The 13,873-nt window shown below is 68.0% G+C and carries 10 protein-coding genes; 4 read left to right on the top strand and 6 right to left on the bottom strand.

The genetic code is table 11. The features are described 5' to 3' along the window. The first annotated feature begins 738 nt into the window (after window positions 1–738). Window positions 739–1,713 carry an ATP-dependent nuclease gene (locus ABD347_RS29750; protein ID WP_344366998.1) on the top strand — a complete coding sequence of 325 codons (975 nt, stop codon included), beginning with the start codon at window positions 739–741 and terminating at the stop codon, window positions 1,711–1,713. Window positions 1,714–1,837: 124 nt separating this feature from the next. Here the strand turns inward: ABD347_RS29750 and ABD347_RS29755 are convergent, their stop codons facing one another. The 4 genes from ABD347_RS29755 to ABD347_RS29770 form a co-directional block, all read right to left on the bottom strand. Next, a complete protein-coding gene (locus tag ABD347_RS29755; protein ID WP_344367000.1) occupies window positions 1,838–2,512 on the bottom strand; it encodes a hypothetical protein in 675 nt (224 codons plus the stop codon). 24 nt (window positions 2,513–2,536) lie between these two features. After that, window positions 2,537–3,019: a PIN domain-containing protein gene (locus ABD347_RS29760; protein WP_344367002.1), complete on the bottom strand. Its 483-nt coding sequence runs from the start codon at window positions 3,017–3,019 to the stop codon at window positions 2,537–2,539. 199 nt (window positions 3,020–3,218) lie between these two features. Beyond that, on the bottom strand, window positions 3,219–3,593 hold the full coding sequence (locus ABD347_RS29765) for a helicase associated domain-containing protein (protein ID WP_344367004.1): 375 nt from the start codon (window positions 3,591–3,593) through the stop codon (window positions 3,219–3,221). 407 nt (window positions 3,594–4,000) lie between these two features. Beyond that, window positions 4,001–5,125, bottom strand: a complete 1,125-nt coding sequence (locus ABD347_RS29770; RefSeq protein WP_344367006.1) for a DUF6183 family protein — start codon at window positions 5,123–5,125, stop codon at window positions 4,001–4,003. 844 nt (window positions 5,126–5,969) lie between these two features. Between ABD347_RS29770 and ABD347_RS29775 the strand changes: the two genes are divergently transcribed. Both ABD347_RS29775 and ABD347_RS29780 read left to right on the top strand, forming a co-directional pair. Next, window positions 5,970–8,789: a DNRLRE domain-containing protein gene (locus tag ABD347_RS29775; protein WP_344367008.1), complete on the top strand. Its 2,820-nt coding sequence runs from the start codon at window positions 5,970–5,972 to the stop codon at window positions 8,787–8,789. Next, window positions 8,786–9,232, top strand: coding sequence for a hypothetical protein (locus ABD347_RS29780; RefSeq protein ID WP_344367010.1), 447 nt, complete (start codon window positions 8,786–8,788; stop codon window positions 9,230–9,232). Before ABD347_RS29775 ends, ABD347_RS29780 begins: the two co-directional genes overlap by 4 nt. Window positions 9,233–9,603: 371 nt before the next feature. Here the strand turns inward: ABD347_RS29780 and ABD347_RS29785 are convergent, their stop codons facing one another. Further along, window positions 9,604–9,726: a hypothetical protein gene (locus tag ABD347_RS29785; protein ID WP_344367012.1), complete on the bottom strand. Its 123-nt coding sequence runs from the start codon at window positions 9,724–9,726 to the stop codon at window positions 9,604–9,606. Continuing rightward, window positions 9,723–12,269 (bottom strand): DEAD/DEAH box helicase, encoded by a 2,547-nt coding sequence (locus ABD347_RS29790; RefSeq protein WP_344367013.1) that lies wholly within the window; start codon window positions 12,267–12,269, stop codon window positions 9,723–9,725. Before ABD347_RS29790 ends, ABD347_RS29785 begins: the two co-directional genes overlap by 4 nt. Window positions 12,270–13,193: 924 nt before the next feature. Here ABD347_RS29790 and ABD347_RS29795 point away from each other — a divergent pair. Further along, window positions 13,194–13,502 (top strand): hypothetical protein, encoded by a 309-nt coding sequence (locus tag ABD347_RS29795; RefSeq protein WP_344367015.1) that lies wholly within the window; start codon window positions 13,194–13,196, stop codon window positions 13,500–13,502. The last annotated feature ends 371 nt before the right edge of the window (window positions 13,503–13,873 follow it).

A 13,873-nucleotide genomic window follows, 5' to 3' on the forward strand; every position in this document is an offset into this window, starting at 1 on the left:
GGAAGACGCCGACTTCGACGCGATCGAGGAACTGGTCGGCGTACGGCCGCCGGCGAAGGCGTACGCCACGGCGTCCCGCCTCTACGACGGCAGCCTCCGAGCCGATGTGTACTGCGCCCTCGAGGACGTCCTGGCGGACGTTTTCGAAGAAGCCGGCGTCGACGATGAGGACGACCAGAAGGCCATCACTGGGGACCACGCGACCATCGAGGCCGTGAGCGCCGCGGCGAAGGCCCGAGCTAGGGAAGTCGGCGGCGGCAAGAAGACGGCCCGGGTCAAAGCGATCGAGAAGGTCCCGGCCGAGCTGGACCGGCGCAAGCAGTACGTCGAAGGAGGCCTCGACGGCGAGGAGCACGAGCAGCTGATCGAGCTGCTCCCGAAGTTCTTCTACTTCTCCACCTACGAGATGCTCCCCGGTGACTGTGACCTCCACGCACTCGCCGAACGCGCGAAGACCCGGCAGTGGCAGCGCGGGGACGAGACCATGATGTCCCTGCTCCGCCTCGCCGGCGAAGGGCCGGACGACTTCCTGGACGAGGACTACGCCAGCCGTAAGGCCGAGCTCCAGGCCGCCAGCCTGGACCTCAGCGCTCAGGTCTTCGAGTACTGGAAGCAGAACGAGGACCTCACGGTCGTCTTCGACACCGACCTGACCCCAAGCCCCCGGACACCAACGGTCAGCCGCAGCCCCACCACCGGCTGCTCAAGATCGAGCTGCGCGACGACCGGCACGGCGGCGTGGAGACCAACTTCTCCACCCGCTCCACCGGCTTCCAGTGGTTCTTCTCCTTCCTCGCCGCATTCAGCGCCTACCGCGACACCGATGAGCGCGTGGTCGTCCTGCTGGACGAACCGGGCACCAGCCTGCACGGCGAGGCCCAGGGCGACTTCCTCCGGTACGTCTACGGCGAGCTCGGGCCCAAGCAGCAGGTCCTCTACACCACCCACTCCCAGCACATGATCGACCCCACGCGGTACGAGACCATGCGCGCCATCCACGACCAGGCGACCCGCGCCGACCCGAACCTGGGCGTGGTCATCACCTCGGTCAGCCTGTCCGCGGACCCCAAGACGATCCTGCCGGTGGAAGCGGCGCTCGGATATTCCGTGGCGCAGCACCTGTTCCTCGGAGCCGGCCCGCTCCTGGCTGTGGAAGGCAGCAGCGACTTCGTCTTCCTCATGCGCGTGTCCGACTACCTGGTCAGCCAGGGCCGCACCGGCCTTGACCCGCGGCTGGCCATCATCCCGGTCGGCGGCATCGGCAACATGCCGGCCTTCATCGCTGTCATGGGCCGCCGGCTGTCCGTCCGCGCGCTCATCGACGGGGCCGAGACCACCAAGGTGACCGCCAAGGTCCTCAGCGCCGCTGAGGCCGCCGACGTCGACACGTCTCACATCACCGTCATCGGCCAGCTCGACGGGCTCCCGGAGACGGCCGACATCGAGGACCTGTTCTCCACCAGGGATTACCTCTGGCTGTACAACAGGGCTACCGAGGTCACCATCAACGAGGAAGACCTGATTACCCCCGACAAGCCCCTCCCGATCCTCAAGCGCATCGGGATGGCCCGGGAGAGGCAGCACAAGTCCCGGGACTTCGACCACGTCGGACCCGCACACCAGCTCACCCGGGACAAGGACGCCTTCTTCGAGCAGGTCGACGACGACACCCTCGACCGCTTCGAGACGGTCTTCAAGAAACTCACGGCCTGAACCTGCAGACGCACGAGACCCCGGACGCGGCCATGAAAACCCGGGGCCTCGTGCGTGTTCGGCCCGGCCGCCTGTGCGCCGCGCCTGTGGGATGTGGGTCCATTCCGCTGCCGCGCCGAGGACGCTAGAGCTCTTCCTGGTGCTGGAGGAGCTGGGGGACGGAGTATCCGTGGCCCGCGCACAGCCGGACCGCCATGGCGGTGGCGGCATCGCCTTCCGCAGCGGTGAAGGATCTCGGTTCGCTGGCCGATGCGACGCTGATGGAGCCGGGGCCGAATAGAAGGCGCAGGTCGATGGCGAAGGCGACGGGCTCCAGATCACCGGTCCCCACACGCCGGGTCCAGCGGCGTGCCTCGCCGCCGACCAGGATGCTGACGGTGGCAGCCAGGGTCCTGACCGGGCTGCCGGGGCCGTCGGCCGTTCCGACGACGTAGGAGGCCTCGTCGCTCCAGGACGCGACCTCCATCATCCGCACCTGATACTCGAACCAGGCGGACTCCCATTCGACGAACGGGTCCTCGTCGTCGAAGTCAACGACGGCGCCAGCGACCTGCTGCCCCTCCATCGACTCGACGATGAACGACCACAAGGCCTGCGTCGTTGTCGCCGCGGTGACGCGCCCGGCCAGGCCCTTGTCGTCGTGGGCGAGGTCCTCGCGGCGGCTGATCCGACTGAGTGCTTCGTCGAGGTTGGTGAGGTATTCGACGCTCACGCCGGCGACGTTCACCTCGTCCGCCATGTCGGGGTAGAGCTTTCCGTTTGGGCCGAAGTCGTTCACGTTGCTGCTGACGAAGTACACAGGGCACGTGGGATCAACCTTCGCCTACTCCAGCACGGTCATCCAGATCGCCGCATCCCTGCTGCCCGTTGCCGTCTTCCCGGACGCCCGGGCGGGACGCAGTCGGTGGGCCTCACGGCGCAGGCCCTCGACCGCAGCCTCCCGGGTCAGGGGCAGGACCTCCATGGTCTGGCGGTAGATGTCCTCCCACTTTTGCAGAGAATCCTCCGGGCTGTAGACGGCCGGCCAGACATGCGTCGCGTCCATGTCGACGAACTGCAGCTTCCACAGAGCCTGATGGGCGGCGGTGGCCTTGTCGAGCGCCGAGCTGTATTCCCGGCCCCTCTGGGCGAGCAGCTCGATCAGGACCATCTCCGAGATGGCGATCCGCCCGGTCCCGGCCGCGCGCACGGCACGGAACATCTCCCAGACCGTGCTGTTCCACGGCAGCGCAGTGACCACGCAGGTATCAAGGATGAGGGTGGGTACACAGGGCTCTTGAGGCGGTTTACGACGCAGGTCTGCCATAGGGCCATGCTTCCATTCCGGCGGCCGGAGGATGGAGGAGTTGGCACCGACGGACCGCACCACACCCGCCCACCCCGGCCGGGGATGGTCCGTCCTGCCATTTGCCGTTTAGGACGGAAACGCCGGTCTCACCGACACGTGGTTCTACGCCCGCAGCGGCACAACAGACACGACGAACGTCTGTTGCTGGTGGTCGCGCTTACCCCTGGGCAGTGGAGGAAAGATCGGGCGCGGAGCGGTCAGTAGTCATCGTGGTCGGAGGGCGGCCCGTACTGCTCGATGAGGTCGCAGTACACGTGCCGCCCTCGTACAGCGTCTTCTCGCACTCATCGTGGTGGATACGCTGCGACGGGCGCGTCGGCGGATCGGGGGCGGCGGCCGGCGCCGGGCCCGCCCAGTCCATGCCCAGCTCCGCGAGCGCGGCGAGCTGTTCGGCGTCCAGCCGGTCCCTCCTGGATTTCGTGTTCGAGATCCATACGCCCAGCTTCACGACTGCCGGCTCGTCTTCGCCGTCGATCGTGATCTGTTCGCTGTGGCCCCTCGGCACGGGCCGGTCCGCGCCTTCCCGCTCCACCCACTGCGTGAGGGCCGGCAGGCCCCGCTGGAACGCTGCCTGTGCCTTGCTCAGGCCCTCCGTCGCACGCGCCGCCGGGGCGGGAGACGGGGCCTCAGTGGGCTTGATGCCCAGGCTTGCGATCTCTCGGTTTCGTGACAGTGGTGTGAGAGACAGTGATCGTTTGCTCGTTGGTGCTGGTCGGGGTCAGTTTTCGGGGCAGGGCTCACTGTCATGGATGTGAGAGGTCGGGGTGATTCCACTGTCACGGGGCGGTATTCGTGCAGGCGGCGCACTGACATGAAACCGAGAGATCGCACCTCGCTCTGAGCCAGTCGGGGGCCGTGTCGGCCGTCCGCGTACGCCGCCGCGTTTTCTGGCTGCTGTGCTCTGGCGTCGCAGGCCCGTCCGGTGCGTCGCGCCGCTGTTCAGTCGGTGTCGGTGGCGGCCAGCACCGCGATCTCCTGCGCGCCGGGGCGCAGGGCGGCTATAGCGATATCCCACGCGACGGCCTCGAACCAGTCGGCCTCGGTGTCGAAGAGGTACCAGTGTGTCTGCTCGGCCCGCCGCGCGGTCTCCGGGAGGGGGGTGTGGGCGGGGAGGCCGACGAGGCCCGCGAGGGACTGCCATGCGGCGAGGCGGCCGTACGCGCCGAAGCTGCCGAGGGTGTACGCGCCACCACCGGAGGCAGCCGCCCGCAGGATGCCCAGCACGGTGCCGGCGGTGGTCGTCCACAGCTCGGGAGCGTCCCTGCGGCATGCCAGGGGCAGCCGGGAGAAGAGCGCGCCGAAGTCCCCGCGGTCGAGCGCGGGCTCGACGGTAAAGACGTGGGCCGTGACCCGCCCGTTGGAGGATGTGCGCCAGTCCTCCACGACCGTGTTCATCGCGATGTCCTGCTCCCAGTCGTCCACCTCGGTCACCTTCGTGCCGGCCGCCCGGCGCCGGGCGGCCGGGGTGGTGATCAGCGGCTCCTTCGGGACGCGGGAGACCGGGCCCATGGGGAACCAGGAGGGATCGCGTTCGACCTGCTCCAGCGGCACCAGGTGGCACGGCAGCTGTGCGAGCGGGTGGCCGTCGGCGGTCAGGGTGGCGGCGAAGGACCGCAGCGCCGGGTGCTCGTCGACGGGCACGGGACGCTGTACGAGTTCGTGCAGCAGGCAGGCGCGGAGCTCGTAGGGGACGTCCTGCCCCGGCGCGGCTTCGAAGACCTCACAGGCGAGGTCCTCGGCGGACTGGTGGTACGCCAGCTCCATGGCCAGGTGCCGGGTGCGGAACTCCTCGCCCGGGCCACCGGGCCTTAGAGCGAGAGGTAGTCGTAGGAGCTGCCGGACGGTGTTCCGGCCCGGGGACTTGGCGAGCGCCCGCTGGAGGTGGTCGTACACCGACCGGTACTGCCATGCCTCGGAACCCGTCGCGCCGACGATCGCCGCTCCCAGCGCACCGATCCAGTCGAGGTCCCCGGCACCGACGCGCAGGGTGACCTCGTCCGTGAACGTCTGCGTGTTGTCGGCATGCGCCAACGCGTGCATGAACTGTCGAACTGAGGATTCCATGGTCGCCCCACCCTATGACGGTGGTCCTGCACCCGGTTATCCGCCTCAGGAAGGGAACTGGCAGCGGTCCTGGTGCTGTCGCCTGGGCGCCGGTCCATCGCTGTACGTAGGGGCGCGGGGCCGCCCTCCGTACCGATGGCCGCCGTGCTGGTGCAGCGCAGAGCCGTGATCCGCCGCCTGCGCGTTCGCTGTACTGCTGCAGTCGGCGTGCACGGCGGCCGACCGTCTCCTCGCTCGCCGCCGTGCCGCCGTGCTGGTCGTGTGTTGTCGTCCGCGCAGGGCTCTTGCCGTTCGGGCGCGGGGGAGGGCCGCCCGCCGCACTGCTGTCCCCGCCTGCGTCGGAGAACGGCGGGAGATCGATGACCACAGTTCCATCGATCCCGGGGGCCGGGGTCATCCGGCGAGATCGGCGTGTGAGGAGCGTCATGGCTGCCGTGTAGCTGAGTTGGCTGTATATCGACGCTTTTGCGGAACCGATCCTTCCCTGATGTCTTCATACAATCTCCCAGCCTTGATCACTTTTACGTGATCTTGAACAGAACAAGGGGGGATCGTGAACAGACAGTTCACGGCAGCTGCCATCTCGTTGGCGCTGTCCGTCACGCTGACCGCTCATACAACGGGCGTGGCGCACGCTCGGGAATCCGCTGTCAACGAGCAGCACTCCGCAGCCGCTAGCCCACTGGGACAGGTAACGGAGGCACCGGACGTCGCCTCAGCCCAGCTTGCTGCCAAACTCAGCGGCCACCGGGTCGAAGCGCTGTCGGAGCGTGCGGCTGACTCCACCACGTTCGCCAACCCCGACGGCACTTTGACCACGGAGACTTCCTCCGGGCCTGTGCGGGTGCAGGAGAACGGTGAGTGGAAGCGGATCGACACCACACTGGTTGATACCGGCCAGCGGCTGGAGCCCAAGACGGCTGTGGCCGATGTTGTGCTGTCGGATGGCGGGTCTGAGAACTTCGCCACTGTGTCGCGCGCGGGACGCACGTTCGGGCTCGACTGGGGTAAGGCCCTGCCAACTCCGCGCCTGGAGGGAGACACCGCGGTCTACCCGTCGGTGGTCCCCCACGGTGATCTGCATGTCACCGCTCTGCCGAATGGGTTCTCCGAGTCGCTGATCCTCAAGGAGCGGCCGACCACATCGGTCGAGCTGCGGTTGCCGGTCACCCTGGAAGGCATGGAGCTGGAGAAGACCACCCAGCGCCATCTGCGTCTTGAGGACAGCAAGGGCGAGCTGATAGCCAGCGCACCGGCTCCGCGCATGTGGGGTACCGGAACGGACAAGACGTCAGGGGAGCCACTTAAGTCGGCGGAGATCGCCACCACTATTGAGGAGACGGCTGAAGGCACCGTGCTGGTGCTCAAGCCGAGCCAGGCATTCCTTTCGGACCCGAGCGTCACCTACCCGGTCACCATCGACCCGACCACCACTCTGGCGGCCTCCACCGACACCTGGGTGGCCACCAACTACCCCGACTCCCAGCGCGGCTCCACCGAACTCAAAGCCGGCACGTATGACGGCGGTGGCACCAAGGCCCGCTCATACGTGAAGTTCGACGTGTCCGCCTACGCGGGCAAGCACATCCTCAGCTCCGAGCTGCGCCTGCACTCGTACTGGTCCTCCACCTGCGCCACTACCGGATCGGGTGTCGAGGCACGCCGCATCACCAGCAACTGGGACCCGAGCGGCATAACCTGGGGCGTCCAGCCGGCCACCGCCTCGACAGGCGTGGCTGTCTCCAAGGGCGCCTACGGATACAGCTCCGCCTGCCCGGCCAACTTCATGCGCTGGAACGTCGACGACGCCGTGCAGGCATGGGCGAACGGACAGCCCAACTACGGCTTCCAGATCAAGGCCGCAAGCGAGACCGACTCATTGAGTTGGCGACGTTTCCGCTCCGCCAACTACGTCGACGGCTCCCAAGGGCCGACCGAGCCCGCTCTGTCCGTCACGTACAACACCAAGCCGGGCGTCGCCGCGCCGGTCAACCCGGCGGACGGTGCGGTCACCGCCGACACCACCCCGACCCTGCAGGCCAAGGCCACCGACGCCGACGGCAACACCGTCCGCTTCACCTTCGAGGTGTGGAACGCGGCCGGCACCACCAAGCTGGCCTCCGGTACCTCTCCGTACGTCGCCTCCGGGGCGACAGGCTCCTGGACACCAGCAGCCGCACTGGCAGCCGGTTCGTACAAGTGGCGCATCGCCACCTATGACGGCACGAACTGGAACGGCACCTGGTCCCCGTGGCGGACCTTCACCATCGACACCTCTGTGCCCGCCGCGCCCACACTCTCATCTGCGACCTATCCCGACGACGGGCTGTGGCACGGCGACGCCGGACAGGCCGGCACTTTCAGGATTGCGGACCCGGCGGGCAAGGCCATCTCTGCCGACTACTCCTTTGACGGCGCACCGTCCACGCTCGTGTCCCTCAGCAGTGGCGCTGCGAGCGTTACCTGGACGCCGCCCACGCGAGGCACGCACACGCTTCGCGCGCGGGTGAAGAACGCAGCGGGCACCTGGTCCGAGTGGGGGGAGTACTCCTTCCACGCCGGCGTGATCACCGGAAACCTCTCCGGCTCCTTCATCAACGACATCGCCGAAACCCACTTCGCTCCCACCCTCCACCCGGTCGACCCCCTGGAGGAGACCGACGAGGCATTCGTCGACGTCGACATTCCGGAGGAGGACGACACCCCGCCCGGCTACGTCGAGGAGATAGACCCGGAGAAGACCGAGACCGAAGAGACCGCCACGGCCCTGCCGGTGACCGAACTGCCCGAGAAGGCCGACAGCAGCCTCGTCGGCACCAGCGCGGACGGCACCGCACAGACCCTGCTGAACCTTCCCCCAGCCGCAGCCTCCCCGGCCGAACTCAGCAGCACCGGCCTGGTGATCTACCCCAACACCCAGACCGACGCCGACACCGTCGCAGTGCGTTCCGCCGCCAACAAGGTGGAACTGTTCCACCTCCTGCGCAGCGCAAACGCTCCACGCTCCTACACCTACAAGGTGGACCTGCGGCCCGGTCAGGAGATCACCGCCGTCTCCGACAACACGCTGATGGTGTCCGACCCTCAGGGCAGCCTGGCGACGTTCATCTCCGCGCCTCTCGCTCTGGACGCAAAGGGCAACACCGTGGCGGTGTCCATGAAGCTGACCGGGACGGACATCGTGATCAGCCTCGCTCCCGCAGCGGGCCAAACCGTGCACTACCCCGTGCTCCTGGACCCGAGCGCCAGCGGCTACACCGTCACGCCGTCCGAGAAGAGGTACTGCTATTGGAACCCCTACGACTGTGCCAAGGCCCGTGACCAGGCCAACGTCGCTCTCCATTACGCCAACCAGTACTACGCCAAGAGCACCCTGTACCAGGGCACCGGCGACGCCTTCCGGCACTGCCTGTGGAACGCCTTGATGGAGATCTACATCGACCACGAGACGGCGTACGAGGTGGCCACGCGACACGAGTCCGAGTCCCGCGGCATCGACAAGACCATGGACCTGAACAACAACAAGAAGGGACGCGAGATCGGCCGCTACTACAAGGGTAAGAAGAACGCAGGAGCCTCCGCCCGGAGCTCGTGCAAGAGTGCGGTCTCCACTGGAAAACTGTGGATCATCAAGAGCGGCAGACTCGTGAGGAGCAACGCGTGACGCACCTGCTCAGCCGGCGTATCGCGCCTGTACTGGTCCTGATACAGGTTGCCTATGTCGCGTTGCTGGAAATCGCATTCAGCACGCTCGGTCCGGATACCGCAGAGCTCGATCACACCAATCCGTCCGCCTCCGGCCGCTTGCTCTACGCCGCGGTCATCATCGGGGCACTTATCGTCCTGGTTGGCGGGGCGGTGCTCCTGGGACTGGACAAGGCACGAACCGCCTGCCCTGGGGCGGTACGAACCGCCTGGCTCGCGGTCCTCGCCATCGGTGAGCTGGCCATCGCCAGCACCTTCCTGTTCCACATGGCGAAGGAAACCTTCGGACCCGACACGTTGATCGGGACCGCCGCTATCGTCGTGTGCGGGCTCATCGCCTTCGCGTGCGCGAGTGAGGTGCGCGTCTCCTTCCGCCGATCATCGGCCGACGCGCAAAGCTGACGCCTGGAGCAACGTGGCCGTCTTCGATGGCCACGTTGCTCCGCTCGATCGCGCTCAGCAGGCTGCCGCTGTCGAGAGTGTGCATCGATTGCGACGGAAGCTTCCCCGCCCTCCTAGTCGTTCCGCAGTCCTAGGTGTTCTCTCCCGGGAGGTTGTGGGCGGGGTGAGGCGGGTCTCGGCTCGGGCATCCTGAATGGGCGAGGGCTTGCGGGTTCGTGTGGAACGCACCGGCACCGCAGAAGGCTGCCAAGCACAAGAGGTTCCTGGCCAAACTGATCACGGCCGCCAAGACCGCCGCCACACACCTGCGGGGATGCCCCCTAAGCGTGGACCAGGACGACGACGGCCTGGCGGCCGAAGCCGCCCCGGGCTCATGGCCCGGTGAAGCGGACCTGATCGGCCGCCCAATCACCCGCCCGCTGCCACGGGCGCAGCCGCCCGAGCAGATAGCCGGCCGCGAGGGCGGCGACCGCGGTGACGACGATGGCCTTCACGACCACCGCATCCCAATTGCGGACAGCTGCTCGATCCGTTCCGGGGTCAGCGTCGCGGCCCTGCTCCGCTGGTTGCTGACCCATGCACCAAGCTTCAGCTGTACGTCCCACTGCTCCTGGTCCTCGCCGTCCCCGCCCACGGTGATCGTCTCGATGTGCTTCCTTGGGACCTGAAGGTGTCCTTCGCGCTGGTAGTACTGTTTGGCGGCTTCGTAGTTCATGGCCCACTTGTCGGCCTGCGTACGGCGCGGCTTCGGCTTCTCGTCCTCGCTGGCGGGCTCGATGCCGAGGACCTGTTCGCACATCCACTGCTGCACGGTCGTGAGCTGATCCCACCCGAGGCTCACCGACTGCACCCACCGCCCCAGATCCTCGCCCTGGCGCAGGACCTCGCCCGCCTCGGTGGGCAGCGCCTCACCGGTGTCCAGGTGTATCCGCACCAGGTGGAAGCACCTCTGCCAGGTCACCGGCCACGGCGGGCACCACGACGCGTCGATCTCCTCCAGCTGCTCACGCCGCTCGTCTGACAGCGCCCCCGCCCAGGACTCCACCGGCAGCCCTTCGGCCTGGCGCTGTTCGAAATGCTGGGCGCGCCGGGCGGCGGCCCGAGCATTCTTCAGCCAGATCCCCATCCGGTAGCCCTGGTAGGTGGCGTCCAGCGGCGCTAGGAGGTGCCCGTGTTCGGCCGCCCACCCGCGCGCCGCCGCGAGACCTTCCTCCCACGCGACGTCGAAGTGGCTCCAGATCATGCCGAGCTTCTCCAGCTGCCGGGCGCGGTCGGCGTCCATGTCGCCGCGGGCGTAGAAGCGCCTGGCGTCGGCGGTCCACTGCCCCAGCGGAAACCCGGCGAGCGAGGCCGGCCACCCCTCGCCTTCCGCCTCCTGGTCCTCGACGGCGGGCGCGCGGTAGGTGAACGGCACCTTCAGGTCGCCGTGCTCGCGGGCGTAGATGACGGCGGCCTCGATGCCGCGCCGCCAGTGCTCGTGTTCCGGGTTGAGGACGCGCAGGTTGATGAACGCCGCGAGCTGGGCGGGGTCGCGGGGCGTGGAGAACTGCAGCAGTGCCCGTGCCGGCACTGACAACCCACGGTCGCTTCGGTCGCTCTCCGGCCCCTGGTCCTCCTGCTCCCCGCCGCGTGTCTGTACGCCTCTCACGCGGCTCTGCGCCTGCTGCTCGGCGAGCTGCTCGACGACCCGGGCGTCGTGTGCCCTGAGCGCCTCCAGTAGCTTCGCCAGCCCGCCGTAGGCCCGGGAGGTAAGCATGTTGTCCGCGGTCTCGCCCGGCCCGAGCAGGACGGGCACGACGAGCGAGGCGATCTTGCCCTCGCCGGGCTGCATGCGCAGCGCGCGGCCCACAGCCTGGACCAGGTCGGGCATGGAGCCGCGTACATCCGCCCAGTACACGGAGTCGCAGTTCTTGGTGTCGACACCCTCGCCCAGAACCCGTACCGACCCCAGGAAGCTTTTCTCCACGACGGTGCCGTCCGTGGCGATGCCGGCCGCGAAGTCGTCTAGGACGCGGCGGCGGTGGAGCGGCTTGTGGTCGCCGCACAGCCAGTTGGCCCAGATCGTCTTCGGATACAGCTCCGGCTCCGCCCCGTGCAGCCGCTCGGCGACATCCGGGAGGCCGGCGGCGAAGGCTTCGGCCTCCTTCACCACGTGGTGGAAGACCAGCGTGCGGCGGAAGCCTTCCTCGGCGGACGCCTTCACCAGGGCAGTCTGCAAGGCGGCGAGCCGGGCCCCGCGGACCTGATCGGACCGTGCTTCTGCGCCGAGGAGCTGCGCTGCCTGAAGCTGGGTGTCGGTGACGTCCACGCATACGACCTGGTAGGGGGCACAAATTCCCCGATCGATGGCCTCCGAGAGCGTCAGCGTGAAGCAGCGGCTGCCGAAGGGCCCGTCGGGGGCGTCTTCCATGCTCGCGACCAACTCGCCGGGGGCGCCGGCCTCGTCCTCGTCCGCGAGCTGCCACAGCCGGGGCGTGGCCGTCATGTAGAGGCGGCGCAGGGAGGGGATCTTCTGGTTGTCGTGGACGACGGCCCACGGCTTCCCGATCCGGCCCGAAACGCGGTGGGCCTCGTCCACGACGATCAGGTCCCAGGCCGCGAGGCCCCCGGTGTGTGCGCGCTCCAGGGTGCCGAGCCCGAGGGAGGCGTACGTGGCGTACACGGTGACCTTGTCCAGGCCTCGCGTCCACTCCACCAACTCGTCCACGTTCGTGGTGTTGGGGAAGGACACCTCCTCACCCCGCAGCGAGGACACTCCGATCATCGGCCCCCGACGGCCTGCCTCGCGCCACGCGGCCTCGGTCTGTGCCAGGAGGTCCAGCGAGGGCACGAGCACCAGCACACGGCCCGCGTGGAGCTCCTCCGCGCTGCGGGCCGCCACCCGGGTCTTCCCGGACCCCGTCGCCATGATCACCTGTGTACGAAGCCCTCGCTCGGGCACCAGCGATCTTGCAGGCAATTCGAGGGCTCGCAGGACCGCATCAACGGCTTCTCGCTGCGCAGCTTCGCGCTGATCAGCGCGGTCTTTGCTCGACATATCGGTCTGCCTTCTCCTGGGGTGCCGTCCGGTCGATCCGAGCGGAGAGAACCAGAAACCCGCACGTGGAGGGACCACAGGGGCTACGGCTGGGCCGACTCGGTCGACTGCTCGACATCCTCGCCGGAGCGCCGGAACAGCCATGTGGAAAATCCCGCTAACGTCTCCGGAACGCCCCTGGTGGTGTGCTCTGTATCCAGAGTCTATCTACACTTCAAAATGAAGCACAATGAAACTGCAGACCGAACCCTGCCCCAACGCGTTCAAAAGCCGTTGGCCCCTGCCCCACCGATAAGCCGTTCAGGGACCTGACGGCCATTCAGGCCGCCCCCGAATGGCCGACCCCGTACGCACCCGCACCCGACCTGACCACCCGCCCCCACCCCCCCCTCTTCCACTTGCCACCACCCGGTGAGTAGCGCGGATCGGGGTACACGGGCCGGCATGGCACCGAAGACTGAACACCCGATGCCCCTGCGGGCCCTACGGCAACTGCGCCGCGTCCGTACCTTCTATATGGCAGGTGTCCTGCTGTGGGCGGCCGCCGCGGCTTGGACGGGATGGGCCCACCCCGGGAGTCGGCAGATGTGGGTCTCCCTGCTCCTCCTGGCAGTCTTCACCGGCCTGCTTGGCGCCGCGTCCCTGTGGTTGCAGCGCCTCCAGGCTGCCTCAGGACGCAAGCCGGCACATCACGCCACCCGACGAGCCATCGCCCCACGCCACGCAAACGCCTGAGCCCGACATGCGCAAACCTGGATTCTGGGGCGCGTACCGGTGACCGCATGCGCCCTTGGCGGCCAAACGTCAGAAGTGAAGGAGCCCCCACTCACCGCCCAGGCCCGTCAGACATGGCCCGACGTGTTCATTGCAGACAATGGGGCAAGCAGGACGACATTCAAGCTCCGTCCCATGCGAGGAGTCGCCATGACCACCTTTGTCATCACTGTTCCCGGCACATTCATCTCGGACGTCACCGACTCCGCGCGCTCGGCTTTCGAGCGGAAGCTGGCCTCGCGGCACACGGATGTCAGTGAGAGTGAAGGACTGGACCTCCTCACACTGAACGAGGACGGCACCTTCTCTGTCCGCCTCGAGGTCGACGCCCCGGACCGGTACGAGGCCGAGCTAGACGCCACAAGGCTCGTCTCAGCCGCGCTGAAGGAGGCAGGGATCGCGGAAGCCGACGCCCCGCTCGGCCCGCCAGCCGTCACCGGTATCGACAGCGACCTCTGACCCCTTCTCACTGCAGGCGGCCCACGCCAATGCCAGATCCGGCAAGCCCGAGCCCCCTGAATCCGTAGCCAGCTTGGCCCGCGCCAGCGGGCCTCAAGGTCCTGGAGGCGCAGCCGGAAGGACCCTTGAGGCGGGGGAGCGCAGCGGACCCGCCGCTTCGGGCTGAAGCGAAGCGGAAGCCCCGGAATGGGCCGAAGGCCCAGCGCTCAGGGAGCGCAGCGAACGGAGCGTCACCCCCGGCGCGCAGCGCCGGGGGTGGGTGGGACGCGCAGCGTCCCACCAGCGCTCCCGCGGAGCGGGAGCGCAACACCCGCGCGAAGCGCGGGTGTTCGCTTGCACATCGCGCAGCGATGTGGTACCCGCTCCGCGGG

Origin of the sequence: Streptomyces gobitricini (genome assembly GCF_039532985.1) — a bacterium.
GTDB classification, from domain to species: Bacteria; Actinomycetota; Actinomycetes; order Streptomycetales; family Streptomycetaceae; genus Streptomyces; species Streptomyces gobitricini.

What these genes read in the sequence shown, in the direction of transcription:
- ABD347_RS29790 (WP_344367013.1), bottom strand. Translation starts at nt 12,269, where the DNA reads ATGTCGAGCAAAGACCGCGCTGATCAGCGCGAAGCTGCGCAGCGAGAA.
- ABD347_RS29760 (WP_344367002.1), bottom strand. Translation starts at nt 3,019, where the DNA reads ATGGCAGACCTGCGTCGTAAACCGCCTCAAGAGCCCTGTGTACCCACC.
- ABD347_RS29795 (WP_344367015.1), top strand. Translation starts at nt 13,194, where the DNA reads ATGACCACCTTTGTCATCACTGTTCCCGGCACATTCATCTCGGACGTC.
- ABD347_RS29770 (WP_344367006.1), bottom strand. Translation starts at nt 5,125, where the DNA reads ATGGAATCCTCAGTTCGACAGTTCATGCACGCGTTGGCGCATGCCGAC.